General features: G+C 67.3%; 18 protein-coding genes, 3 rRNA genes, 1 pseudogene and 1 riboswitch. Of the genes and pseudogenes, 7 read left to right on the plus strand and 15 right to left on the minus strand.

Annotated features, from left to right (window positions below):
- The first annotated feature begins 237 nt into the window (after nt 1–237).
- Nucleotides 238–2,217, plus strand: a complete 1,980-nt coding sequence (locus tag CP976_RS07755; protein ID WP_150479675.1) for an APC family permease — start codon at nt 238–240, stop codon at nt 2,215–2,217.
- 1 nt (nt 2,218) lies between these two features.
- Here CP976_RS07755 and CP976_RS07760 read toward each other — a convergent pair whose 3' ends face one another.
- Entirely contained in the window at nt 2,219–2,812 is a 594-nt protein-coding gene (locus CP976_RS07760; protein WP_150479676.1) for a DUF1707 SHOCT-like domain-containing protein, read from the minus strand.
- Between the two features lie 129 nt (nt 2,813–2,941).
- Between CP976_RS07760 and CP976_RS07765 the strand changes: the two genes are divergently transcribed.
- From CP976_RS07765 to CP976_RS07785, 5 genes are all read left to right on the plus strand, one after another.
- Nucleotides 2,942–3,337, plus strand: coding sequence for a TOBE domain-containing protein (locus CP976_RS07765; protein ID WP_150479677.1), 396 nt, complete (start codon nt 2,942–2,944; stop codon nt 3,335–3,337).
- A gap of 156 nt (nt 3,338–3,493) precedes the next feature.
- Complete coding sequence (gene modA, locus CP976_RS07770; protein WP_150479678.1) at nt 3,494–4,300, plus strand: molybdate ABC transporter substrate-binding protein; 807 nt, start codon at nt 3,494–3,496, stop codon at nt 4,298–4,300.
- Complete coding sequence (gene modB, locus CP976_RS07775; RefSeq protein ID WP_373304894.1) at nt 4,297–5,139, plus strand: molybdate ABC transporter permease subunit; 843 nt, start codon at nt 4,297–4,299, stop codon at nt 5,137–5,139. The genes modA and modB overlap by 4 nt, the downstream gene beginning before the upstream one ends.
- A gap of 17 nt (nt 5,140–5,156) precedes the next feature.
- Nucleotides 5,157–6,233 (plus strand): ABC transporter ATP-binding protein, encoded by a 1,077-nt coding sequence (locus tag CP976_RS07780; protein WP_150479679.1) that lies wholly within the window; start codon nt 5,157–5,159, stop codon nt 6,231–6,233.
- Between the two features lie 26 nt (nt 6,234–6,259).
- A complete protein-coding gene (locus CP976_RS07785; RefSeq protein WP_150479680.1) occupies nt 6,260–6,679 on the plus strand; it encodes a TOBE domain-containing protein in 420 nt (139 codons plus the stop codon).
- Between the two features lie 51 nt (nt 6,680–6,730).
- On the opposite strand, the gene gcvP is transcribed toward CP976_RS07785, so the two are convergent.
- Nucleotides 6,731–9,616, minus strand: a complete 2,886-nt coding sequence (gene gcvP / locus CP976_RS07790; RefSeq protein ID WP_150479681.1) for an aminomethyl-transferring glycine dehydrogenase — start codon at nt 9,614–9,616, stop codon at nt 6,731–6,733.
- A gap of 175 nt (nt 9,617–9,791) precedes the next feature.
- A riboswitch (glycine riboswitch) is annotated at nt 9,792–9,887 on the minus strand.
- Nucleotides 9,888–10,000: 113 nt separating this feature from the next.
- Here gcvP and CP976_RS07795 point away from each other — a divergent pair.
- Nucleotides 10,001–10,375 carry a PRC-barrel domain-containing protein gene (locus CP976_RS07795; protein WP_190146972.1) on the plus strand — a complete coding sequence of 125 codons (375 nt, stop codon included), beginning with the start codon at nt 10,001–10,003 and terminating at the stop codon, nt 10,373–10,375.
- Here the strand turns inward: CP976_RS07795 and CP976_RS07800 are convergent.
- The 13 genes and pseudogenes from CP976_RS07800 to CP976_RS07860 form a co-directional block, all read right to left on the minus strand.
- Nucleotides 10,294–11,818, minus strand: a pseudogene (locus CP976_RS07800) (DNA polymerase IV). The gene CP976_RS07795 and the pseudogene CP976_RS07800 sit on opposite strands and share 82 nt — an antisense overlap.
- Before the next feature lie 132 nt (nt 11,819–11,950).
- Complete coding sequence (locus tag CP976_RS07805) at nt 11,951–12,634, minus strand: MerR family transcriptional regulator (RefSeq protein WP_190146971.1); 684 nt, start codon at nt 12,632–12,634, stop codon at nt 11,951–11,953.
- Between the two features lie 320 nt (nt 12,635–12,954).
- Nucleotides 12,955–13,428, minus strand: a complete 474-nt coding sequence (locus CP976_RS07810) for a bifunctional nuclease family protein (RefSeq protein ID WP_003988851.1) — start codon at nt 13,426–13,428, stop codon at nt 12,955–12,957.
- Nucleotides 13,429–13,512: 84 nt separating this feature from the next.
- The gene (gene ftsR / locus CP976_RS07815; protein WP_150479685.1) at nt 13,513–14,247 is read right to left on the minus strand and encodes a transcriptional regulator FtsR; all 735 of its coding nucleotides are present in this window, start codon (nt 14,245–14,247) and stop codon (nt 13,513–13,515) included.
- Nucleotides 14,248–14,298: 51 nt separating this feature from the next.
- A complete protein-coding gene (locus tag CP976_RS07820) occupies nt 14,299–15,252 on the minus strand; it encodes an FHA domain-containing protein (protein WP_150479686.1) in 954 nt (317 codons plus the stop codon).
- A gap of 61 nt (nt 15,253–15,313) precedes the next feature.
- A complete protein-coding gene (locus tag CP976_RS07825) occupies nt 15,314–16,267 on the minus strand; it encodes a DUF881 domain-containing protein (protein ID WP_150479687.1) in 954 nt (317 codons plus the stop codon).
- A 5-nt stretch (nt 16,268–16,272) separates the two neighbouring features.
- Nucleotides 16,273–16,605: a small basic family protein gene (locus CP976_RS07830; protein WP_003988855.1), complete on the minus strand. Its 333-nt coding sequence runs from the start codon at nt 16,603–16,605 to the stop codon at nt 16,273–16,275.
- Nucleotides 16,602–17,516 carry a DUF881 domain-containing protein gene (locus tag CP976_RS07835; protein WP_150479688.1) on the minus strand — a complete coding sequence of 305 codons (915 nt, stop codon included), beginning with the start codon at nt 17,514–17,516 and terminating at the stop codon, nt 16,602–16,604. The genes CP976_RS07830 and CP976_RS07835 overlap by 4 nt, the downstream gene beginning before the upstream one ends.
- A gap of 98 nt (nt 17,517–17,614) precedes the next feature.
- Complete coding sequence (locus CP976_RS07840; protein ID WP_086855237.1) at nt 17,615–20,110, minus strand: mannose-1-phosphate guanyltransferase; 2,496 nt, start codon at nt 20,108–20,110, stop codon at nt 17,615–17,617.
- A gap of 115 nt (nt 20,111–20,225) precedes the next feature.
- A complete protein-coding gene (clsA, locus tag CP976_RS07845) occupies nt 20,226–20,834 on the minus strand; it encodes a cardiolipin synthase ClsA (RefSeq protein ID WP_150479689.1) in 609 nt (202 codons plus the stop codon).
- 109 nt (nt 20,835–20,943) lie between these two features.
- Nucleotides 20,944–21,060 (minus strand): 5S ribosomal RNA (gene rrf, locus CP976_RS07850).
- Nucleotides 21,061–21,155: 95 nt separating this feature from the next.
- Nucleotides 21,156–24,273 (minus strand): 23S ribosomal RNA (locus CP976_RS07855).
- Between the two features lie 311 nt (nt 24,274–24,584).
- A 16S ribosomal RNA gene (locus CP976_RS07860) occupies nt 24,585–26,113 on the minus strand.
- Together the 16S, 23S and 5S rRNA genes form the textbook arrangement of a ribosomal RNA operon.
- Nucleotides 26,114–26,436 lie beyond the last annotated feature (323 nt).

Consider the following 26,436-nt stretch of genomic DNA (forward strand, 5'->3'; position numbering starts at 1 on the left):
TGCCCGACCGTTCCCCGCACGCGGGCAAGGTGCGACTCCGCGACCGGCCAACGCACTCTCAACTCGCGCTTTGACACACCACGTCTCCCTTCCACCGCCCCCCTGCGCCAGTCTTAACGGAAGTTTGACGCGCTCAGCACCCTCATCCACAGGCCACCGCATCACGCTCCGCTTACGCTGATGCGGCCGTCCAGTGATGGCCGGAACCACGCTGAACCGCACATCGGGAGCACGTCGATGGCCACCACCGAGCACTCGCCTCCGAGCCGTACGGAGCCCGCTCCACCCAGTCGCCTGCGCGCCTGGATGCTTCAGGGCCTGTCGGACATGGGCAAGGGCGGCGGCCACACCGGCCCCCATGCCGAACCGGAGCCCCCGCACAAAGGTCAGCCCTGGTGGCGGGTGATGTGCTTGACCGGCGTCGACTACTTCTCCACCCTCGGCTACCAGCCGGGCATCGCGGCTCTCGCCGCCGGACTGCTCTCACCGATCGCGACGATCGTGCTGGTGATCGTCACCCTGGCGGGCGCCCTGCCCGTCTACCGCCGGGTGGCCGAGGAGAGCCCGCACGGCGAGGGCTCGATCGCGATGCTGGAGCGGCTGCTCTCCTTCTGGCAGGGCAAGCTGTTCGTGCTGACCCTGCTGGGCTTCGCCGCCACCGACTTCCTGATCACCATCACCCTGTCGGCCGCCGACGCCTCCACCCACCTCGTGGAGAACCCGCATCTGACCGGTGTCCTGCACGACAAGCAGCTGCTGATCACACTCGTCCTCGTGGCGCTGCTCGGCGCGGTGTTCCTCAAGGGCTTCCTGGAGGCGATCGGCGTCGCGGTCGCTCTGGTGGGCGCCTACCTCGCGCTCAACGTGGTCGTGGTGGCCGTCGGCCTCTACCACGTGGTCACCGCGGGCCATGTGGTCACCGACTGGGCCGGCGCCCTCACCACCCAGCACGGCAATGTCTTCGTCATGATCGGCGTGGCCCTGCTCGTCTTCCCGAAGCTGGCGCTCGGACTGTCCGGGTTCGAGACCGGCGTGGCCGTGATGCCGCACGTCAAGGGCGACCCGGACGACACGGAGGAACGGCCGACCGGCCGCATCCGCGACACGAAGAAGCTGCTCACCACGGCCGCCCTCATCATGAGCGGCTTTCTGATCACCACCAGCTTCATCACGACCCTCCTCATCCCCGAGAAGGAGTTCGAGGCGGGCGGCCAGGCCAACGGACGCGCGCTGGCCTATCTGGCGCACGACTACCTGGGCAACACCTTCGGCACCGTCTACGACGTCTCGACGATCGCCATCCTGTGGTTCGCCGGCGCCTCTGCGATGGCCGGTCTGCTCAATCTCATGCCGCGCTATCTGCCCCGGTACGGCATGGCCCCGCACTGGGCCAGGGCCGTCCGCCCCATGGTCATCGTCTTCACCCTGATCGCCTTCCTCGTCACCTGGATCTTCGACGCCGATGTCAACGCGCAGGGCGGCGCCTACGCCACCGGTGTGCTGGTCCTCATCAGCTCCGCCGCGATCGCGGTGACCATCGCCGCCCGCAAGGCCCGGCAGCGGAACTGGACCATCGCCTTCGCGGTCATCTCCGCGGTGTTCCTCTACACGACCGTGGCGAACGTCATCGAGCGCCCGGACGGCGTGAAGATCGGCGCCTGCTTCATCGCCGGCATCATCCTGGTCTCCCTGCTGTCACGGCTGGCCCGGTCCTTCGAGCTCCGCGTGACCAGCGTGACGCTCGACCCCATGGCGGAACGCTTCGTCCGGGACATGGCCAGCCGCAGGATGCGGTTCATCGCCAACGAGCCCGACCGGCGCGACATGGCGGAGTACCGCGACAAGATCGAGCAGATCCGGCACGACAACGACGTGCCCGGACAGGAGGACTTCGTCTTCGTCGAGGTGACGGTCACCGACCCGTCCGAGTTCGAGGCGGGCCTGACCGTACGCGGCGAGGTGCTCCACGGCCGCTACCGCGTCCTGACCCTGGAGTCCGCCTCCGTCCCCAACGCCCTCGCCGCGCTCCTCCTGTACGTCCGCGACCAGACCGGCCGCACCCCGCACATCTACTTCGAGTGGACCGAAGGCGGCCCCTTCGCCAACCTCCTGCGCTTCTTCCTGTTCGGCCAGGGCGAGGTCGCCCCCGTGACCCGCGAGGTCCTGCGCGAGGCGGAACCGGACCGCAAGCGACGGCCGAAGGTGCACGTGGGCTGAGTCAGGCCGTCGGTCTGCGCCGGCCGAAGCCCCTCCGGGGCGGACGGACCACGATCTGCCCGTAGTTGATCTCGCCGGTGATCCGCACGCGCAGCACGACCGGGGCGTCGGCCGCCCCACGCGCCTTGATCTGGGAGTAGTTCGTCACCAGCGCGCCGGTGTCCACCACGACCCCCGGCCGGGTCAGCAGCTTCAGGGCGCCGGCCCGCATGTCCAGGTCGATGCGCAGCGCGTCCCGCGTGATCACAGCGTCGGTGAAGTCGAGCGTCACCTCGCCCCAGGCCGACCGGATCTCCAGGCACCGCGGCACCACCCAGCCGTCACCCCGCCGGGTCGAGGACCCCTCCTGCTCGATCCGGACGACCTCCAGGGCCTCGGGAGTCTCGCCCACCACCTCGGGCAGATCCACGGTCAGCACGGCGAGCTCGCCCACCGTACGGGCGGACAGCGCGGCCTCCAGCCGCTCGTCGAGCTCCTCCAAGGTCAGCCGGCCCTCACCCGCGGCGACGCGCAGCACGTCCACGATCCGGTCCCGGTCCGCGTGCGAAGCCCTCATCTCAAGCGCTCCGCCGGTACGCGAGAGGTCCCCCGCCATCGCATCTCCCCGATTCTCCCCGGGCGCGGCACACGGCCCACCCGCTCGACGACTAACGCTATATCGCGTTATACCCAACGGCCAACCCCGCATCCGCCGTTCCCGTCCCGCGCCCCTATCGTGACCGGCATGCAGTCCTACACGATCGGCCAGGCAGCACGACTGCTCGGCGTGAGCCCGGACACCGCCCGGCGCTGGGCGGACGCGGGCCGCATCACCACCCATCGCGACGAGGCCGGACGGCGGCTCGTCGACGGACGGGACCTGGCCGCGTTCTCGGTCGAACTCGCAAGGTCGGGCACCGCCGAGGAGGACACCCCGTACACCTCGGCCCGCAACGCCTTCCCCGGCATCGTCACCGCGATCAAGCTCGGCGACGTCGCCGCCCAGGTGGAGATCCAGGCCGGCCCGCACCGCCTGGTCTCCCTGCTCACCCGCGAGGCCGTCGAGGAACTGGGCCTGGAGGTCGGCATGGAGGCGACGGCCCGCGTGAAGTCGACGAACGTCCACATCGACCGGGCCTGAAGGACGTAGGAGCGCACATACAAACCCAGGGGTCCCCTCACCCTGGCTCATGCGATGCCACAGCAGACTTCCGCCTCGCAGATGCGTCAGTATGATCGGCGTACCGGAGGAGCCCTGTGGGCTCGTCCACCCGCCCACAGAGGGAGTGGCCCCAAGATGACCCGTTCCGCGCACCGGACGCGCCGGATCCTCCAGGTCGCCGGCGCGTCCGGGGCCGCGCTGCTGGCTCTGAGCGCCTGTTCCTCGTCCGGCCCGGGCACGGGCGCGGGCTCCTCCTCGGCGAAACCGTCCGGCACGGTCACCGTCTTCGCCGCGGCCTCCCTGGAGGAGAGCTTCAAGACCCTGGGCAAGCAGTTCGAGAAGGAACACCCGGGCACGAAGGTCACCTTCAATTTCGGCGGCAGCGACACCCTCGCCGCCAGCATCACCGGCGGCGCCCCGGCCGATGTCTTCGCCGCCGCCAGCACCAAGACCATGGCGATCGTGACGGACAAGCAGGACGCGGCGGGCACGCCGGCCACGTTCGTCCGCAATCAGCTGGAGATCGCCACGCTGCCGGGCAACCCCGACCGGATCTCCTCCCTGAAGGACCTCACCAAGCCCGGCCTGAAGGTCGTCCTGTGCGACGAGAGCGTGCCGTGCGGTACCGCGGCCCGGAAGGCGCTGGACGCCGGCGGTCTGAAGCTCACCCCCGTCTCGTACGAACAGGACGTCAAGAGCGCCCTGACCAAGGTGGAGCTGAAGGAGGCCGACGCCGCCGTCGTCTACAAGACCGACGTGCGGGCGGCGGGTGACAAGGTGGACGGCGTGGACTTCCCCGAGTCGGCCGAGGCCGTCAACGACTATCCGATCGCCCTGCTCAAGAACGCCCCCAACCCCAAGGCGGCGAAGGCGTTCATGGCACTGGTGAGGTCCGCGGAGGGCCAGAAGGTGCTGTCCCGGGCCGGGTTCCTCAAGCCGTGACCGACACCCTGGAGAGCCGACCCCGCCGCGATCGCCACCGCGATCGCCACCGCGGTCGGACCCGGACGGCGCCGATCCCCCTGCTGGTGCCCGCCCTGGTCGGCCTGGCGTTCCTGCTCCTGCCCCTGATCGCCCTGCTGGTACGGGCGCCCTGGCGCAGCCTCCCCGAGCAGCTGACGAGCGCCGAGGTGTGGGAAGCACTCCGGCTGTCGCTCCTGTGCGCCACGGCGGCGACGGTGCTGAGCCTCGTCGTCGGCGTGCCCCTGGCCTGGCTGCTGGCCCGCACGTGGTTCCCCGGCCGGGGCTTCGTACGGGCCCTGGTGACCCTGCCGTTGGTGCTGCCGCCGGTCGTGGGCGGCGTGGCCCTGCTGCTCGCCTTCGGGCGCAACGGCGTCATCGGGCAGTGGCTCGACTCCTGGTTCGGGATCACCCTGCCCTTCACCACGACGGGTGTCGTCCTCGCCGAGACGTTCGTGGCGATGCCGTTCCTCGTCATCAGCGTGGAGGGCACCCTGCGCGCCGCCGACCCGCGCTACGAGGAGGCGGCCACCACCCTGGGCGCCTCCCGCTTCACCGCGTTCCGCCGGGTCACCCTGCCGCTGATCGCACCCGGCATCGCGGCCGGTGCCGTACTGGCCTGGGCCCGGGCCCTCGGCGAGTTCGGCGCGACGATCACCTTCGCGGGCAACTTCCCGGGCCGGACCCAGACCATGCCCCTGGCGGTCTACCTGGCCCTCCAGAACGACCCGGCAGCGGCGATCGCCCTCAGCCTGGTACTGCTGGCGGTGTCCATCGCCGTGCTGGCAGCGCTGCGAGACCGCTGGATGACGGCCTCCTGACCCCTGGACGAACCCTCATGACCGACCTCGACGGCATCACGACCAGCGTCCTCACCGAGGGCCTCGACGCCCATCTCGTCGTCGACCGCGCCACCTTCCGCCTGGACCTCGCACTCACCGCCGCCCCCGGGGAGGTCGTCGCCCTGCTCGGCCCGAACGGCGCCGGCAAGACGACGGCCCTGCGCGCACTCGCGGGGCTCACGCCCCTCACGTCGGGTCATCTACGGCTGGACGGCACCCGGCTGGACGCCATGCCGCCCGAGTCCCGCCCCGTCGGCGTCGTCTTCCAGGACTACCTGCTCTTCCCTCATCTGACCGCCCTGGACAACGTCGCCTTCGGCCCACGCTGCCGGGGCGCGAACAAGGCCGAGGCCCGTGTCCAGGCCGCCGTATGGCTGGACCGTATGGGCCTGGCCGACCACGCCGGCGCCAAGCCCCGCCGCCTCTCCGGTGGTCAGGCCCAGCGCGTGGCCGTGGCCCGGGCCCTGGCCACCGGGCCCCGGCTGCTGCTCCTGGACGAACCCCTCGCCGCGCTCGACGCCCGCACCCGTCTGGAGGTGCGTGCCCAGCTCCGGCGCCACCTCTCCGAGTTCGAGGCCGTGGCCGTCCTCGTCACACACGATCCGCTGGACGCCATGGTGCTGGCCGACCGCCTGGTCGTCGTCGAGCACGGCCACGTCGTCCAGGAGGGCACGCCCTCCCACATCGCCCGCCATCCCCGTACGGACTACATCGCCCGGCTCGTCGGCCTCAACCTCTACCGGGGACGGGCCGAGGGCCACACCGTCCGGCTCGACGCGGGCCCGGCCATCACGACCACGGAAGAGCTCTCCGGCCCGGCCTTCGTGGCGTTCCCGCCCGGGGCGGTGACGCTGTACCGCGACCGCCCCACGGGCTCCAGCGCCCGCAACCTCTGGCGCTGCGAGGTCGCCGGACTGGAGACGCACGGCGACCAGATACGCGCGGACCTCACCGGCGAACTCCCCCTGACCGCCGACCTCACCACGGTCGCCGCGGCCGAACTCGACCTGCATCCCGGCGCCCCGGTCTGGGCGACGGTCAAGGCGACGCAAACACACGCATACCCGGCATAAGGCACTCGCCGGGCTACCGTGCCCCCATGAGCCTGAGCATCCGCAACCAGCTCCCCGGCACCGTCACCGCCGTCACGCCGGGCGAGGTCATGGCGACGGTCAGGGTCCGCCTCACCGGCGGCCAGGTCCTCACCGCGGCGATCACTCGCGAGGCGGCGGACGACCTCGGTCTCGCGCCGGGCACCGCCGTGCGCGCCCTGGTGAAGTCGACGGAGGTCTCGCTGGCCACCGCCCCCGTCGAGGGCCTGTCCATCCGCAACCGGCTCCCCGGCACGGTCACGGACATCGCGACCGGCGACGCCATGGCGTCCGTCCGCATCACCGTCGAGGGCGGCGAACTGACCGCCGCGATCACCAGGGACGCCGCCGACGACCTCGCCCTGTCGGCCGGAACCCCCGTCGTCGCCCTGATCAAGTCGACCGAGGTGTCCCTCGCCGCCGAATGACGGGAGGGGCCCCGCACCGCGGAGCCCCTCCCCTGCGACCGATCCGGCCGGTCAGTCCTCGTACGCGTCCAGCGGCGGGCAGGAGCAGACCAGGTTCCGGTCACCGAAGGCCTGGTCGATCCGGCGCACCGGCGGCCAGTACTTGTCGGCGACCGAGACCCCGGCCGGGAAGACGGCCTCCTCACGGCTGTAGGCGTGCCCCCACTCCCCGGCGAGCGTCCCGGCGGTGTGCGGGGCGCCCCGCAGCGGGTTGTCGTCCGCGGGCCACGCTCCGGAGCCGACCTTCTCGATCTCCGCGCGGATGGCGATCATCGCCTCGCAGAACCGGTCCAGCTCGGCCAGGTCCTCCGACTCGGTCGGCTCGATCATCAGCGTCCCGGCCACCGGGAACGACATCGTCGGCGCGTGGAAGCCGTAGTCGATCAGCCGCTTGGCGACGTCGTCGACGCTCACACCGGTCGCCTTGGTCAGCGGCCGCAGGTCGATGATGCACTCGTGCGCGACGAGCCCGCCGGGACCGGTGTAGAGCACCGGGTAGTGCGGCTCCAGCCGCTTGGCGATGTAGTTGGCGCTGAGCACCGCGACCTGCGTCGCCCGCTTCAGCCCCTCACCGCCCATGAGCCGGACGTACGCCCAGGAGATCGGCAGGATGCCGGCGGAACCCCACGGCGCCGCCGAGATGGGACCCACACCGGTCTCCGGGCCCGCCTCGGGCTGGAGCGGGTGGTTGGGCAGGTACGGCGCGAGGTGCTCACGCACCGCCACCGGACCGACGCCCGGACCGCCGCCGCCGTGCGGGATGCAGAAGGTCTTGTGCAGGTTCAGGTGCGAGACGTCACCGCCGAAGTGCCCCGGCTTGGCGAGCCCCACGAGCGCGTTGAGGTTGGCCCCGTCGACGTAGACCTGCCCGCCCGCCTCGTGCACCTGCGCGCAGATGTCGGCGACGTGCTCCTCGAACACACCGTGGGTGGACGGGTAGGTGATCATCAGCACCGACAGCTCGTCGCGGTACTGCTCGATCTTCGCGCGCAGGTCCTCGACGTCGATCTCGCCGTCCTCGGCGGTCTTCACGACGACGACCTTCATGCCCGCCATCACCGCGCTGGCGGCGTTGGTCCCGTGCGCGGACGACGGGATCAGGCACACCGTGCGCTGCTCGTCCCCGTTGGCCCGGTGGTACCCGCGTACGGCGAGCAGACCGGCCAGCTCACCCTGCGACCCGGCGTTCGGCTGGAGGGACACCTTGTCGTACCCGGTGACCTCGGCGAGACGGTCCTCCAGCTCGTGGATGAGCGTGAGGTAGCCCCCGGCCTGCTCGGCGGGCGCGAACGGGTGCAGCTGCCCGAACTCGGGCCAGGTGACCGGCTCCATCTCCGTGGTCGCGTTGAGCTTCATGGTGCAGGAGCCCAGCGGGATCATGCCCCGGTCGAGCGCGTAGTCGCGGTCGGCCAGCCGGCGCAGGTAGCGCAGCATGGCCGTCTCGGAGCGGTGCTGGTGGAAGACGGGGTGCGTCAGGTACTCGTCGGTCCGCAGCAGAGCGTCCGGAAGCCCGTCCTCGGTGGCCGCGTCCAGCGCCTCGATGACACCGTCGACCCCGAAGGCGGCCCATACGGCACGCAGCTGGTTCCGCGTGGTGGTCTCGTCGCAGGCGATCGAGACGTGGTCGGCGTCGACGAGGCGGAGGTTGACCCCGTTCTCCCGCGCGGCGGCCACGACGTCGGCGGCCCGGCCCTCGACCCGCACGGTCAGCGTGTCGAAGTAGGAGCCGTGCACGACCTCCACCCCGCCGTTCGCGAGCCCGGCGGCGAGGACCGAGGCGTACCGGTGGGTGCGCCGCGCGATGCCCTTCAGGCCCTCCGGCCCGTGGTAGACGGCGTACATGCCGGCCATGACGGCGAGCAGCACCTGGGCGGTGCAGATGTTGCTGGTGGCCTTCTCACGGCGGATGTGCTGCTCACGCGTCTGGAGCGCCAGCCGGTACGCCCTGTTCCCGTCGGCGTCCACGGACACGCCGACGAGCCGCCCGGGCAGGCTGCGCGCCATCTTCTCCTTGACCGCCATGTAGCCGGCGTGCGGCCCGCCGAAGCCCATCGGCACCCCGAAGCGCTGCGTCGTCCCGACGGCGATGTCCGCGCCGAGTTCACCGGGCGACTTCAGCAGCGTCAGTGCGAGCAGATCGGCGGCGACGGTGATGAGCGCCCCGAGCTCGTGCGCCTGGTCGATGACCGGCTTGATGTCCCGTACGGCTCCGGAGGCGCCCGGGTACTGGATCAGCACGCCGTTGATCTCGCGCTCGGCGATCCCGGCGGGGATGCCCTCGCCGAGGTCCGCGACGACGACCTCGACGCCGGCCGGCTCGGCCCGGGTCTGGATCACGGCGATGGTCTGCGGCAGCGCGTCCGCGTCGACCAGGAACAGGCCCTTCTTGTTCTTGCCGAGCCGCCGCGACAACGCCATGGCCTCGGCGGCCGCGGTGCCCTCGTCGAGCAGCGAGGCACCGGAGGTCGGCAGTCCGGTGAGGTCGGCGACCATGGTCTGGAAGTTGAGCAGCGCCTCGAGTCGTCCCTGCGAGATCTCCGGCTGGTACGGCGTGTAGGCCGTGTACCAGGCCGGGTTCTCCATGACGTTGCGCATGATGACCGGCGGCGTGAACGTGCCGTAGTACCCGATCCCGATCATGGAGTCGAGGACCTGGTTGCGGTCGGCGAGGGAGCGCAGCTCGGCGATCACCTCGGCCTCACTGCGGGCGCCCGGCAGGTCCAGCGCCTCGGCGCTCTTGATCACGGCCGGGACCGCTGCGGCCGTGAGCTCGTCCAGCGAGCCGTAGCCGACCTGCGCGAGCATCTTGGCGCGGGCCTCGTGGTCGGGGCCGATGTGGCGCTGCTCGAAGGGAACTGCCTCTTCGAGCTCGGAGAGCGGAATGCGGTGGGCGGTCATTACGGAGGCCTCCTGGTCGACACGACCTTCGAGGGGCACCACGGCACGGGTACCCGAACGGCCTCCCCCTCTGTCATCTCGACCTGAGAGCTTCACCGGATCGCCCGAAGGCCTCCGGCTTTCACCGTCGGTGAGAGCGGAAGCCGTCGACACCCGCCCTGCTTTCCAGAGTGACCTCGTCCGTGCGGTACGTGAGCCTGAGAGATTCCGGGGAGGATTTGCTCCTTCGGCGCCTCCGATGGTGTCTGGAGGACTCTCCCGCGCGGGGTCAGCAGCCGCTGCCAGCGTACCAGCGCGGTCAACGCACGAACCTTCGAGTGGCCGCCTCCCCGATTGTGCCGTTTTGTAGTGCTTACGGATGAGTTGCGACCACGTGGAGGGCCCGTGCGAACCGATATCGATCCGCGCAACCTGATCGGCCGCAAGGCGTTCGACCGCAACGGCACCAGGATCGGCACGATCGACGAGGTCTACCTCGACGACGCCACCGGCGAACCGGAGTGGGCGGCCATACGGACCGGCCTGTTCAGCCGGGACGCTTTCGTCCCACTCGAGCCGAGCGAGCTGATCGACGGCGCCCTTCACGTGCCCTTCGACCGCGCCCTGATCAAGGACGCCCCCGACTTCGGCGTGGGCCGCCACCTCTCCCCGGAGCAGGAACTCCAGCTCTACCACCACTACGGCCTGGACGTCGCCGCACCTCGCCCGCTCGCGGACCACGACTTCGGCAAACTGGCAGGCACGGACGAGCCGGCCTGAGCCAAGCCCTCCAGCCCAGCCGCCTGGCCGCCTGGCCGTCTACGGGGCAGCGGACCGCAGCCCCACAGCTCCGGACCCGCCTTCCGGCCCGCGGCTGCCCTCCGGTCTCGATAAAACCAGCGGCAACGGATCCGCCGGCTCCAGATCCGGATCGTCGACCCGGAAGGTGCGCACCCGCCCAGGCTCCGAGCCGGGCGTCTCGAACCGCACGGTGACGCGCCCCAGACCGCTGCCCTGCACCCACCCGTGCCCGAACGCGGCGTGCCGTACGTCGTGCCCGGCGGGCCACCGCCGCTCGGCGAGCGCCGGCTGCTCCTCGGCCGGCACCACGGCAGGCTCCTCGACCGGCCCCCGCACTTCCGCCCGCTCCCCCGCCGCCTGCGCGAAGAGGTCCTCCTGCGTGTAGTCGGCGAGCCCGCTGACGCCCACCCCGAGCAGCCGCACACCGCCCGTCGTGTCGACCGAATCGAGCAACCGGGCCGCCGCCTCGCGGATCACCGCGGGATCGTCCGTCGGCCCGCGCAGCGTCTCGGACCGGGTGAGCGTCGAGAAGTCGTACCGCCGCACCTTCAGCACGATGGTCCGCCCGGACAGGCCGGCCCCGCGCAGCCGCCGCACGCACCGGTCGGCGAGCCGCTGTACCTCGAGACCGACCCGCACCCGGTCGTGGATGTCCACGTCGTAGGTGTCCTCGACCGACACCGACTTCGCCTCCCGCTCCGCCACCACGGGCCGGTCGTCCCGCGCGAGCGCCATGGCGTAGAGGCCGTGCCCGTGTGACTTTCCCAGCAGCCGGACCAGCTCGTCCTCGCCCGCCTCGACGATCTCCTCGATCGTGGTGATCCCCGCCCGGCGCAGATGGTCGCCCGTCGCCGGCCCGACCCCCGGCAGTGTCCGCACCGACATCGGTCCGAGCATCGCCCGCTCGGTCCCCGGCTCGATCACCACCAGTCCGTCGGGCTTGGCCTGCTCTGATGCGATCTTCGCCAGCATCTTGGAGGCGGCGAGCCCGACCGACCCCGTGAGCCCGGTGACGGCCCGTATGTCCGCGCGCAGCCGCGCCCCGACCAGCCGCGCCGACTGCTCGTCCCAGGCCGCTCCCCCGGCCTCCAGGTCCACGAACGCCTCGTCCAGGCTCAGCGGCTCCACCAGCGGCGACAACGCCCGCAGCAGCTCCATCACCCGCTCGCTGATCGCCTTGTAGAACCCGAAGCGCGGGACGAGATACGCGGCGTTGGGCGCGAGCCGCCTGGCCTGCCCCATCGGCATCGCCGAATGCACGCCGAACACCCTGGCTTCGTACGACGCCGTGGCCACGACGCCCCGCGGCCCCAGCCCGCCCACGACGACGGCCTTCCCGCGCAGACTCGGCTTGGACGCCTGCTCCACCGAGGCGAAGAAGGCATCCATGTCGAGATGCAGGATCGTGGGCGCGGTTCTCACATCTCCGATGCTGCCCTACGCCACTGACAACGCCCGGACAACCGCCCCGACGCCTCTGGGGAAACCGCTTTCAGTCCGGCGCGGAAACGCCCCGCACGCAACAGCCGCGGGGGCGCCGCACTGCCGGACGGCTCAGACGGCCCGGTTCCGCCGCCGCGCCAGCTCGTCCGCCGGGTTGGGCCCGACCAGCGTCTCGCCGGTGTCGATCCGCTCCCCGTGCAGCTGGGACAGCGCGCTCTCGACATCCCGCCACACCACGCCCACGGCGATCCCGAAGACGCCCTGGCCCCCTTGGAGCAGGGCGTGGACCTCGTCCGGCGAGGTGCACTCGTAGACCGTCGCCCCGTCGCTCATCAGCGTCATCCGTTCGAGGTCGCTGAAACCGCGTTCTCGGAGATGCTGGACGGCCGTGCGGATGTTCTGAAGCGACACACCGGTGTCGAGGAACCGCTTGACGATCTTCAGGACGACGACGTCCCGGAAGCTGTACAGCCGCTGCGTCCCCGACCCGTAGGCGGGACGCACGCTCGGCTCGACGAGGCCCGTGCGGGCCCAGTAGTCCAGCTGCCGGTAGGTGATGCCGGCGGCCGCGCAGGCCGTGGGCCCGCGATAGCCGATCTGCTCGGACGCCATGGACGTCGTCCCTCCGCTGCTCGGCACGGCCGTCGGTCGCTGCGGAGCGTGATCAGCCACGCCGCCGGGCTGGGGACACCCCCCGCTCGGGCGGAGCCGTGAGCCCGGGGGAGGATACGGACCGCTCGCCCTGAGACTGCGCTCGGGGCCGCCCCCAGCCGTACCGTCGCCGCTGCTTCTCACGCCGACCTCCGTCCTTGACCTGCCTTCTCGACGGTAGGCAGTCACCAGGGGTGCGTCAACGATCGCCACACTCGCCACGCCGAGTGATAATCACCCTAAGAGTGGTTTCCCGTGCCCCACCGCGGGGAAAGGCTAGCCGAATGCATCCGATACGGGCCGCGTGACGCTCTCACTCGCCTGAGGCACATGCGGGCAATTCGCCCGCCCGCCGCACATGCGGCGGGCGGCCCCGCCGCGGACCACATCGTCCGCTGGGCCGCCCAGACGTCTCACCGACCACTGATACTCGCCGCCATCCGGCTCTTACCGGAATCCGGAGCTCACTGACTGCTGCTGCCGAAGTCCTCCGGGGAGATCTGGTCGAGGAACTCGCGGAACTTCTCCACCTCGTCCTCCTGCTCGTCCGGGATCGCGATACCGGCGTCGTCGAGCACCGTGTCACTGCCGTAGATCGGCGTACCGGTGCGCAGCGCCAGCGCTATGGCGTCGGACGGGCGGGCGCTCACCTCGACGCCGCTGGCGAAGACCAGCTCCGCGTAGAAGACGCCCTCACGCAGGTCCGTGATGCGTACTTCCGTAAGCTCCTGACCGACGGCTTCCAGCACGTCCTTGAACAGGTCGTGGGTCAGCGGCCGCGCAGGAGCCATGCCCTGCTGGGCGAAGGCGATCGCCGTCGCCTCCCCCGGTCCGATCCAGATGGGGAGGTAACGGTCGCCTCCCACTTCACGCAGCAGCACGATCGGTTGGTTGGAGGGCATTTCCACCCGGACACCTACGACATCGAGCTCGTTCACACAGTAACCCTAGGCCGTGCTCGGGATGTTTGGGTAGTCGGGCCGGGAACGGGCGCCTGATCCGGCCCTCCGCGACCAGCCGTCTCAGGGCAGCCGGACCCCGAGCGCCGTCTGCACCAGAGCGGCGTGCAGCTTCACCGTGAGCCCCGCCAGCTCCCTGGTGCGGTCCTCCGCATGAGCCCTGGTCTGCGGATTCCGGTGCCGCCTCAACGGGGCCACCACCTGGTCCACGAGCCCGGCCTCGCGGTCGGCGGCGGCCTTCATCACCCGCAGGTGCCGCGGCTCGATCCCGAACCGCCCCAACTCGGCGATCAGCGAGGCCACCGTGGCCGCCTCCGCGTCGTACGCGCCGCCCTCCAGTGGGGTGACGAGCCCGTACGACTCCCATTCCCTGAGTTCCTCCTCGCCGACACCAGCGGCGGCGAGCAGCTCCTCGCGCCCGATCCTGGCCGCCGTGGGCGCCTCGGGAGTCTCGGGTACCGTGTCGCCGTCACGCTGACGCCCCAGCAATGGCAGCTGGACGGCCTCACCGCGCTCCATGGCCTCCAGGTGCTCGCGGATCACCTTCAGGGGCAGATAGTGGTCCCGCTGCATCCTCAGGACGTGACCGAGACGCTCGACGTCCTGTGCGCTGAACTTGCGATACCCCGACGGAGTCCGCTGCGGCTCGATGAGCCCCTCCGCCTCCAGGAAACGGATCTTGGAAATGGTGACTTCGGGAAACTCCTCGCGCAGCACGTTCAGCACCGTGCCGATGCTCATCAGCCTGTCCGTGGCGGCGGCGCCGTGCCCGGCACCGCCGCTCGGTGTTTGAAGCATGGACCTTCCCTGACGGACGGACCTTCGCGGGGTTCCCCGGACGGTATCCGGTCAGTAGCCCCGCTGGCTGGCGTAGAAGACCAGCCGGTACTTGCCGATCTGCACCTCGTCGCCGTTGTTCAGGGCGACCTGGTCGATCCGCTCGCGGTTCACGTACGTGCCGTTCAGGCTGCCCACGTCGGCCACCGTGAAGGAACCGTCCTGGCCTCGGCGGAACTCCACATGACGCCGGGAGACCGTCACGTCGTCCAGGAAGATGTCGCTCTGCGGATGGCGCCCGGCCGTGGTCAGATCGCCGTCCAGCAGGAAGCGGCTGCCCGAGTTCGGCCCGCGGCGCACGACCAGCAGCGCGGAGCCCAGCGGCAGCGCGTCGACGGCCGCCTGCGCCTCGGGGGACAGCGTCGGCATCGGCGTCTGGCCGGTGGTCTCGCTGTCGTAGGCCTCGAGGCCGGAGATGGAGATCGTGGAGGTCGTCTCGGACGGACGCTCCGGCGCCGCCCCGGCCCGCAGCGGCGCGCCGCAGTTGGAGCAGAAGCGGCTGTTCTCCGCGTTGCGGTTACCGCACCTCGTACACACCAGGGCCGACATCGGATCCTCCTGCCGCGGCTGCCCACCGGGGGCATTGGACGCATACGGGTCGGAAAATCCACCACCCGCACCTGAGGTTGACGGTTGCCCGAAACCTATGCCGCCGGGCTGCGCGGGGTCAACCGACGGCGCGCCCTGACCTCCGGAAACGTCACCGCCCGGGCCACCGACCTGGTCCCGGAACAGCGGCCGCTGGCCCTCCGCGTCAGGCTGCGCGCGATGGCGAGCGGTCGCGTTGTCGCTGCCTTCTCGCGCGCTCTTGCCGAACAACTTCGCAAACAACTTCACGGGCGATTCCCCTTGACCGAAACAGACCCGCCCGTGGGGCAGGACGAACCCTGACTGAACACTCTGGCCGACCCGGACATCCTGACAACGTCCGTCTGCACCAGACAGTTTCCACCACGCACCACCCAATCGGTGCGCCGACCCCCCGCAACCTCATGCCCTCGCCGGACGTCGCCCATGCACCCCCGCTTCACTGGGAGGACGACCGAGCGTAGTCAGGCCGCTTCACCGCCCGCAAGGCGTCCACGACGATCTTGGTCGACCGCTCGATGGTGACCGTGGCCTGTTCCTTCTCGAGAGTCTGCACCACGCCTCCGGGGATGTTGAGCGCCGGCTCGAGGTCCTGCGGCTTGCCGATGACCTTGAAACGATAGGGCGCGTTGATCTTGTTCCCGTCGACGCTCACACCCTTGCCGGAGTCCGTCAGAAACGTGCCCGCGACGACCCGCACGCCGTTCACCTGGATCGCCTCGGCACCCGCCGCGCGCAGCTCCTGGATCGCGTCGAGCAGCATGTCCGCCTCGACCGTCCCCTTCGTGTCCTCGATGGTCATGGTGATGCCGGGCCCCTGCGCGGCCACCGTGCCCGCCAGGATGCCGAGTTGCCTCTCCTTCTCGATGGTCTGCTTCCGGGCCTCCTCGGCCTGGTCCGAGCTGTTCTCCAGCTCGTCGCGCTGCTTCTCGAGGCCCTGCTTCTCGTCCTCAAGACGCTGCGTACGGTCATCCAGTTCATCGAGGATGCGGACGAGATCTTCCTGACGCGCCCCGCGCAGCGCGCTGTCACTGTCGCTGTTCGAGGCCACCTGCACGGCCAGCCCGAACCCCAGGCCGAACAGCAGCACCGCGACGATGAACTGGGCCCGTGAGACCCGCGGCGGCCACAGCCCCTTCACCAGCCGCTGCCGTCCGGTCAGCTGCGGCTCGGAGTCAGGATCGGGCTCGGGGGCAACCTCCGGTTCGGGCGCCGATTCCGCTCCCGCTTCCGTGGGGTCTTGGTCCGGCGTGTCCCGGGCAGCGGGCACCGACGCGGACACCTCTTGAGGCAATTCCTTGCGCAGCCGGTTTCCGGACTCGCCGCTCCCGCCACGCTGGTCCGCGCGCGTGTCGCCGTTCTCCTCGGGGCGCTTGTCGTCGTGCTCGCTCATCGGCCTCACGCCCGGAACACGTGCCGGCGGATCGCCGCGGCGTTGGAGAAGATCCGGATACCGAGGACGACCACCACACCGGTGGACAGCTGGGCGCCCACGCCCAGCTTGTCCCCCAGGAACACGATCAACGCGGCCACCACCACGTTCGACAGGAACGACACCACGAAGACCTTGTCGTCGAAGATGCCGTCGAGCATGGCCCGCAGGCCACCGAAGACGGCGTCGAGCGCCGCCACGACAGCGATCGGCAGATAAGGCTCGACCACCGCCGGAACCTCAGGCCGGACCAACAGGCCGGCCACGACTCCCACGACGAGGCCCAGTACGGCGATCACGATGTGCCCTTCTCGCTCTTCTCAATGCTCGGCTGTGCTGTACGTACGATCACACTCGGCGCGGCCGGCAGCCGGAGGTCGTCCTCCGCGGAGATGGCCGTCCTGACGCCGTAGCTCTCCTGGAGCGCGTCCAGATACAGCCCGTCCGCGCTGTTCTGGAACCGAGTGCTCAGCCGCTGACCGTCCCCCACCGCGAGCACCGTGTACGGCGGCACCAGCGGCTTGTTGTCGACCAGTATCGCGTCCCCCGCGGCCCTGATCGCGGACAGCGCCGTCAGCCGCTGCCCGTTGATCGAGACGGCCTCGGCGCCCGACTCCCACAGTCCGTTGACCACGCGCTGCATGTCCCGGTCGCGCACCCGGCCGGTGTCGGAGAACCCGGTGGTCCCGCGCGGGTCGCCGTCACCGCCCGCGCCGGCGTCCTTGGCGTCGTTCACGACCAGCTTCACACCGGGGCCGTGCACCGCCGTGGCTCCCGACAGGATGCTCACGATCTCGGACTCGGCGCTGCCACCGCTGTGCTTCAACGCCGCCCGCTGTCGCGCGCTCACGTCCTCGCGCAGCCGGTCGACGGAGTCCTCCAGCTTGTCCGCCGCCTCGGTCTCCCGGTCGATCCGGTCGACCAGTTCCTCGCGCTCCTTGGCGACGACCGGAGCGGCGACCCGCGCCTGCGCCGCTCCCACGGTCACGACGAGGGCCGCCAGCACCAGACCGGCGGCCAGCCCCAGCTTCGCCCTGAGTGTCTTCGGCATGCCGGCGTCGCCCGCGGCCTTCTTCCGCGCGGCGGCCTCGGCGTATCCGTCGTCGAGGCTGTGGTCCATGACGTTGGTGAGCAACGACATGGACGCGTCCGGGCGCCTGGGCCGCGTCGGTGTGCTCCGAATGGGGGGTTGCTGCGGCATGCCGCACATCGTCGCACGTCGGGGCCACTACCTCCGAACGGCCCCACCGGCGTGCCGGACAGGCCCCGTTGAGGACACTTGTCCGGCACGCACGCGTGCAGGCCGTTCTACCGGCCGGCGCTGTCCACGACGGCCGACCACTCGTCCAGCAGGGCCTGCGCGGAGGCATCGTCCGGCCCCTCGGCCCACAGGTGGGTGACGGCCTCGGCCGGGTCGGGCAACACCATCACCCAACGGCCGTCCGTCTCCACCACCCGCACGCCGTCCGTGGTGTCCACGAACCGGTCTCCGGCCGCCTCGACGACCCGCCGCATCACGAGCCCCTTGACGGCCCACGGAGTCGCCAGGTCCCGCTTCAGGACGTGCGCCCGCGGGATCCGCGCGTCGATCTGGCTGAGCGTGAGCTGCGTCCGCGCCACGAGTCCGATGAGCCGTACGAAGGCCGCGGTGGCGTCGTACACGCTGCTGAACTCGGGGACGATGAAGCCGCCCTTGCCGTCACCGCCGAAGATCGTCCCTTCCTCACCGCCGACGCGCGTGAGGTCGTCGGGAGACGTGGTCGTCCACTCGACCTGGGTCCCGTGGTACGCCGCCACCTGCTCGGCGATCCGGGTCGTGGTCACCGGCAGCGCGACCCGACCGCTACGCCGCTCGGCCGCGATGAGGTCGAGCATCACGAGCAGCGCCCGGTCGTCCTCGATGATGCGCCCCTTCTCGTCGACGAGGGACAGCCGCTCACCGACGGGATCGAACCGCACACCGAACGCGGCCCCCGAGGACGCCACGATCTCCCCGAGGCGCACCATCCCCGACCGCCGCATGTCGGCCGTCTCCGTCGGCCTGGACTCGTCGAGACCGGGATTGATCGTCAGCGAGTCGACACCGAGCTTCCCCAGCAGACTCGGCAGCACGAGTCCCGCACTCCCGTTGGACGCGTCCACGACCACCTTCAGACCGGAGTCCGCGATCCCGGTCGTGTCGACGTTCCGCAGCAGCGACCCGGTGTACGAGTCGAAGACACTCGCCGGGAAGTGCAGATCACCGATCTCCCCGGGGAACGCACGCCGGTACTCCTGCCGCGCGAACACCCGGTCGAGCTTCCGCTGGCTGCCCTGCGACAGGTCCGCGCCCTGCCCGTCGAAGAACATGATGTCGACGGAATCCTGCACCCCTGGCGTGGTCCGGATCATGATCCCGCCCGCACTGCCTCGGGCCGTCTGCTGCCGGGCCACCGGCAGCGGCACGTTCTCCAGGTCCCGTACGTCGATGGCACTGGCCTGCAAAGCGGAGATCACCGCCCGCTTCAGCGCACGGGCACCACGCGAGTGGTCGCGCGCCGTGGTGACGGTCGAGCCCTTCTTGAGGGTCGTCGCATAGGCACCGGCGAGCCGTACCGCCAGCTCCGGCGTGATCTCCACGTTGAGGATTCCGGACACACCCCGGGCGCCGAAGAGGTGTGCCTGTCCCCTGGATTCCCAGATGACTGAGGTATTGACGAAGGCACCGGCTTCGATGGTCTTGAACGGATAGACCCGCACATTGCCCTGAACGATCGATTCTTCACCGATCAGGCACTCATCACCGATGACCGCCCCGTCCTCGATCCGCGCCGCGCGCATGATGTCGGTGTTCTTTCCGACCACGCAGCCACGCAGATTGCTGTGCGGCCCCACGTAGACGTTGTCGTGAACGACGGACTTGTGCAGAAAAGCGCCGCTCTTGACGACCACGTTGGAGCCCACGACGGTGTGCTCACGGATTTCGGCGCCGGCCTCGACCTTGGCGTAGTCCCCGATGTAAAGAGGCCCGCGGAGCACGGCGTCGGGATGGACCTCGGCACCCTCGGCGACCCACACCCCGGCGGAGATCTCGAACCCGTCGATGTCGACGTCGACCTTGCCCTCCAGGACGTCGGCCTGCGCCTTCACATAGCTCTCGTGCGTGCCGACGTCCTCCCAGTACCCCTCGGCCACGTAGCCGTAGATCGGCTTGCCTTCCTTCATCAACTGCGGGAAGACATCGCCGGACCAGTCGACGGGCACATCGGGCTCGACGTAGTCGAAGACCTCGGGCTCCATCACATAGATGCCGGTGTTCACGGTGTCGGAGAAGACCTGGCCCCAGGTGGGCTTCTCGAGGAAGCGCTCCACCTTGCCTTCCTCGTCGACAATGGTGATGCCGAATTCCAGCGGATTGGGCACACGCGTCAGGCAGACCGTGACGAGTGCACCCTTCTCCTTGTGGAAATTGATGAGCTCGGTGAGATCGAAATCCGTCAGCGCATCGCCCGAGATGACGAGGAAGGCATCGTCCTTCAACGCCTCTTCGGCATTCTTGACGCTTCCGGCGGTACCGAGTGGCTTCTCCTCATTGGCATAGGTGAGCTCCATACCGAGCTCTTCGCCGTCACCGAAGTAGTTCTTGACGAGCGAGGCCAGGAACTGGACAGTTACGACTGTTTCGTTGAGCCCATGCCTTTTGAGCAGCCGCAGCACATGCTCCATGATCGGGCGGTTGGCCACGGGCAGGAGCGGCTTGGGCATGCTTGAGGTCATGGGGCGAAGGCGCGTGCCTTCGCCTCCGGCCATCACGACGGCCTTCATGTCGGAAGCGTCCTCCTCTAAGAGACGACGGTCTAGCCGACTTCCCCCGCGAGGATTGTCCCGCACTTTTGCACCACGGGCCAACGCACCGCTTCGGTCGGAGCAATCCGCGAGTTCAATCGGGCATGGCGTCCGCACGGACCAGGCGGCGGACTTGTACTACGTAGAGGACTCCTGCCCACCAGTACAGCGTTGTACCCCATCCGGCGAACGCCCATCCGAAAATAGCAGCCAGTGACGAGATCCAACCACTTCCGTCACTGAGCAGGAGCAGCGGGAAGGCATACATCAAGTTGAAGGTGGCGGCCTTGCCCAGGAAGTTCACCTGGGGCGGCGGATAGCCGTGCCGACGAAGGATGCCCACCATCACCAGCAGCACCAGCTCCCGCGCCAGAAGTGCAGCGGTCAACCAGAGGGGCAGAATCTCTCGCCAAGTGAGGCCGACCAAGGTCGAAAGGATATAGAGCCGGTCGGCCGCGGGATCGAGGAGCCGGCCGAGGCTGCTGATCTGGTTCCAGCGCCGCGCGAGCTTGCCGTCCAGGTAGTCACTGACGCCGCTGAGGGCCAGTACCAGAAGGGCCCAGCCGTCACTCTTGGGCCCACCGAACTCAGGACGCAGAATCAACCACAGGAAGAGGGGCACGCCAACGAGCCGCGCCATGCTGAGGATGTTCGGGATGGTGAGCACACGGTCCGTCTGGACGCGAGTCTCCTGAACCTCCACCCGGGGGCCTCCTGTGGGAAACGAGCCAACGATGCTCCCTGACCTTACCTCAACGCAAAAAAGCTCTGGCTCTTGGGCTGTGCGCCCAAGAGCCAGAGCTCTAAAAGGAGTTCGGCGGCGTCCTACTCTCCCACAGGGTCCCCCCTGCAGTACCATCGGCGCTGTAAGGCTTAGCTTCCGGGTTCGGAATGTAACCGGGCGTTTCCCCTACGCTATAACCACCGAAACACTATGAAACTGTGGAACTATGCCGCACCATACCGTGACCATGGCATGGGGCTGTTCGTGGTTTCAGAACCAACACAGTGGACGCGAGCAACTGAGGACAAGCCCTCGGCCTATTAGTACCGGTCAACTCCACACGTTACCGTGCTTCCATATCCGGCCTATCAACCCAGTCGTCTACTGGGAGCCTTACCCTCTCTAGGAGGTGGGAGTCCTCATCTCGAAGCAGGCTTCCCGCTTAGATGCTTTCAGCGGTTATCCCTCCCGAACGTAGCCAACCAGCCATGCCCTTGGCAGAACAACTGGCACACCAGAGGTTCGTCCGTCCCGGTCCTCTCGTACTAGGGACAGCCCTTCTCAAGACTCCTACGCGCACAGCGGATAGGGACCGAACTGTCTCACGACGTTCTAAACCCAGCTCGCGTACCGCTTTAATGGGCGAACAGCCCAACCCTTGGGACCGACTCCAGCCCCAGGATGCGACGAGCCGACATCGAGGTGCCAAACCATCCCGTCGATATGGACTCTTGGGGAAGATCAGCCTGTTATCCCCGGGGTACCTTTTATCCGTTGAGCGACGGCGCTTCCACAAGCCACCGCCGGATCACTAGTCCCGACTTTCGTCCCTGCTCGACCCGTCGGTCTCACAGTCAAGCTCCCTTGTGCACTTACACTCAACACCTGATTGCCAACCAGGCTGAGGGAACCTTTGGGCGCCTCCGTTACTCTTTAGGAGGCAACCGCCCCAGTTAAACTACCCATCAGACACTGTCCCTGATCCGGATCACGGACCCAGGTTAGACATCCAGCACGACCAGACTGGTATTTCAACGACGACTCCACACTAACTGGCGTTAGCGCTTCACAGTCTCCCAGCTATCCTACACAAGCCGAACCGAACACCAATATCAAACTGTAGTAAAGGTCCCGGGGTCTTTCCGTCCTGCTGCGCGAAACGAGCATCTTTACTCGTAGTGCAATTTCACCGGGCCTATGGTTGAGACAGTCGAGAAGTCGTTACGCCATTCGTGCAGGTCGGAACTTACCCGACAAGGAATTTCGCTACCTTAGGATGGTTATAGTTACCACCGCCGTTTACTGGCGCTTAAGTTCTCAGCTTCGCCACCCCGAAGAGTGACTAACCGGTCCCCTTAACGTTCCAGCACCGGGCAGGCGTCAGTCCGTATACATCGCCTTACGGCTTCGCACGGACCTGTGTTTTTAGTAAACAGTCGCTTCTCGCTGGTCTCTGCGGCCACCCCCAGCTCACCGTGTAAAACGGATCACCAGTGATGGCCCCCTTCTCCCGAAGTTACGGGGGCATTTTGCCGAGTTCCTTAACCATAGTTCACCCGAACGCCTCGGTATTCTCTACCTGACCACCTGAGTCGGTTTAGGGTACGGGCCGCCATGAAACTCGCTAGAGGCTTTTCTCGACAGCATAGGATCATCCACTTCACCACAATCGGCTCGGCATCAGGTCTCACCCTCAAGTCATCCGGATTTACCTAGATGACGGGCTACACCCTTACCCCGGGACAACCACCGCCCGGGCTGGACTACCTTCCTGCGTCACCCCATCACTCACCTACTAACCGCTTGGTTCGGCGGCTCCACCACTTTCCTTTCCCCGAAGGGTCCGGAACGGCTTCACGGCCTTAGCATCACGATGCTCGATGTTTGACGCTTCACAGCGGGTACCGGAATATCAACCGGTTATCCATCGACTACGCCTGTCGGCCTCGCCTTAGGTCCCGACTTACCCTGGGCAGATCAGCTTGACCCAGGAACCCTTAGTCAATCGGCGCACACGTTTCTCACGTGTGAATCGCTACTCATGCCTGCATTCTCACTCGTGAACCGTCCACAACTCGCTTACGCGGCTGCTTCACCCGGCACACGACGCTCCCCTACCCATCACAGCACCCGTTGGGGCTATAGCTGCAATGACACGACTTCGGCGGTACGCTTGAGCCCCGCTACATTGTCGGCGCGGAATCACTAGACCAGTGAGCTATTACGCACTCTTTCAAGGGTGGCTGCTTCTAAGCCAACCTCCTGGTTGTCTCTGCGACTCCACATCCTTTCCCACTTAGCGTACGCTTAGGGCCTTAGTCGATGCTCTGGGCTGTTTCCCTCTCGACCATGGAGCTTATCCCCCACAGTCTCACTGCCGCGCTCTCACTTACCGGCATTCGGAGTTTGGCTAAGGTCAGTAACCCGGTAGGGCCCATCGCCTATCCAGTGCTCTACCTCCGGCAAGAAACACACGACGCTGCACCTAAATGCATTTCGGGGAGAACCAGCTATCACGGAGTTTGATTGGCCTTTCACCCCTAACCACAGGTCATCCCCCAGGTTTTCAACCCTGGTGGGTTCGGTCCTCCACGAAGTCTTACCTCCGCTTCAACCTGCCCATGGCTAGATCACTCCGCTTCGGGTCTTGAGCGTGCTACTCCACCGCCCTATTCGGACTCGCTTTCGCTACGGCTTCCCCACTCGGGTTAACCTCGCAACACACCGCAAACTCGCAGGCTCATTCTTCAAAAGGCACGCAGTCACGAGGCAAGCACAAGTGCTTGCCCGACGCTCCCACGGCTTGTAGGCACACGGTTTCAGGTACTATTTCACTCCGCTCCCGCGGTACTTTTCACCATTCCCTCACGGTACTATCCGCTATCGGTCACCAGGGAATATTTAGGCTTAGCGGGTGGTCCCGCCAGATTCACACGGGATTTCTCGGGCCCCGTGCTACTTGGGTGTCTCTCAAACGAGCCGCTGATGTTTCGACTACGGGGGTCTTACCCTCTACGCCGGACCTTTCGCATGTCCTTCGCCTACATCAACGGTTTCTGACTCGTCTCATGGCCGGCAGACCATGAAAGAGAGATCCCACAACCCCGTATACGCAACCCCTGCCGGGTCTCACACGCATACGGTTTGGCCTCATCCGGTTTCGCTCGCCACTACTCCCGGAATCACGGTTGTTTTCTCTTCCTGCGGGTACTGAGATGTTTCACTTCCCCGCGTTCCCTCCACACTGCCTATGTGTTCAGCAGCGGGTGACAGCCCATGACGACTGCCGGGTTTCCCCATTCGGACACCCCCGGATCAAAGCCTGGTTGACGACTCCCCGGGGCCTATCGTGGCCTCCCACGTCCTTCATCGGTTCCTGGTGCCAAGGCATCCACCGTGCGCCCTTAAAAACTTGGCCACAGATGCTCGCGTCCACTGTGCAGTTCTCAAACAACGACCAGCCACCCATCACCCCGGACCTTCGATCCGAGTTCACTGGGGCCGGCGACTGAGGAAAAATCCATTCCCTCAGACACCCAACAGCGTGCCCGGCCGGCTCCCGTCCGAAGATCATGCGTTCCACGCTCCGAAGAGCAGTACTAGCAGCCTCCGACCCGGAATCCCGGCCGAATAGTCAACGTTCCACCCATGAGCAACCAGCATCAGACATTCGCTGATGTACTGGCCTCTGACCTCACCCCGAAGGGATCGGTAAGAAGTGCTCCTTAGAAAGGAGGTGATCCAGCCGCACCTTCCGGTACGGCTACCTTGTTACGACTTCGTCCCAATCGCCAGTCCCACCTTCGACAGCTCCCTCCCCACAAGGGGGTTGGGCCACCGGCTTCGGGTGTTACCGACTTTCGTGACGTGACGGGCGGTGTGTACAAGGCCCGGGAACGTATTCACCGCAGCAATGCTGATCTGCGATTACTAGCGACTCCGACTTCATGGGGTCGAGTTGCAGACCCCAATCCGAACTGAGACCGGCTTTTTGAGATTCGCTCCACCTCGCGGTATCGCAGCTCATTGTACCGGCCATTGTAGCACGTGTGCAGCCCAAGACATAAGGGGCATGATGACTTGACGTCGTCCCCACCTTCCTCCGAGTTGACCCCGGCGGTCTCCCGTGAGTCCCCAACACCCCGAAGGGCTTGCTGGCAACACGGGACAAGGGTTGCGCTCGTTGCGGGACTTAACCCAACATCTCACGACACGAGCTGACGACAGCCATGCACCACCTGTACACCGACCACAAGGGGGCGCCCATCTCTGGACGTTTCCGGTGTATGTCAAGCCTTGGTAAGGTTCTTCGCGTTGCGTCGAATTAAGCCACATGCTCCGCCGCTTGTGCGGGCCCCCGTCAATTCCTTTGAGTTTTAGCCTTGCGGCCGTACTCCCCAGGCGGGGCACTTAATGCGTTAGCTGCGGCACGGACAACGTGGAATGTTGCCCACACCTAGTGCCCACCGTTTACGGCGTGGACTACCAGGGTATCTAATCCTGTTCGCTCCCCACGCTTTCGCTCCTCAGCGTCAGTATCGGCCCAGAGATCCGCCTTCGCCACCGGTGTTCCTCCTGATATCTGCGCATTTCACCGCTACACCAGGAATTCCGATCTCCCCTACCGAACTCTAGCCTGCCCGTATCGACTGCAGACCCGGGGTTAAGCCCCGGGCTTTCACAACCGACGTGACAAGCCGCCTACGAGCTCTTTACGCCCAATAATTCCGGACAACGCTCGCGCCCTACGTATTACCGCGGCTGCTGGCACGTAGTTAGCCGGCGCTTCTTCTGCAGGTACCGTCACTTTCGCTTCTTCCCTGCTGAAAGAGGTTTACAACCCGAAGGCCGTCATCCCTCACGCGGCGTCGCTGCATCAGGCTTTCGCCCATTGTGCAATATTCCCCACTGCTGCCTCCCGTAGGAGTCTGGGCCGTGTCTCAGTCCCAGTGTGGCCGGTCGCCCTCTCAGGCCGGCTACCCGTCGTCGCCTTGGTGAGCCATTACCTCACCAACAAGCTGATAGGCCGCGGACTCATCCTGCACCGCCGGAGCTTTCGAACACCTTGGATGCCCAAGGTGGTCAGTATCCGGTATTAGACCCCGTTTCCAGGGCTTGTCCCAGAGTGCAGGGCAGATTGCCCACGTGTTACTCACCCGTTCGCCACTAATCCCCACCGAAGTGGTTCATCGTTCGACTTGCATGTGTTAAGCACGCCGCCAGCGTTCGTCCTGAGCCAGGATCAAACTCTCCGTGAATGTTTACCGGTAATCCGGTCGACACCACGAGAGCGGAACGGTCAGGCGGAATAGGCCCGACCGTTCACAGCGTCCTCGCTGTGTTTTTTCAAAGGAACCTCGTCCCAGCTGATGCTGGAGACGGGGTATCAACATATCTGGCGTTGACTTTTGGCACGCTGTTGAGTTCTCAAGGAACGGTCGCTTCCTTTGTACTCACCCTCTCGGGCTTTCCTCCGGGCGCTTCCCTTCGATGTCCCCAACTCTACCAGTGTTTTTCCGTCTCCCTGACCACCGTCCTGCAGGCATGCAGAAAGTGACCCCGAGATAGGATCTGACAAGTT

It is taken from the genome of Streptomyces coeruleorubidus (genome assembly GCF_008705135.1).
Classification (GTDB): domain Bacteria; phylum Actinomycetota; class Actinomycetes; order Streptomycetales; family Streptomycetaceae; genus Streptomyces; species Streptomyces coeruleofuscus.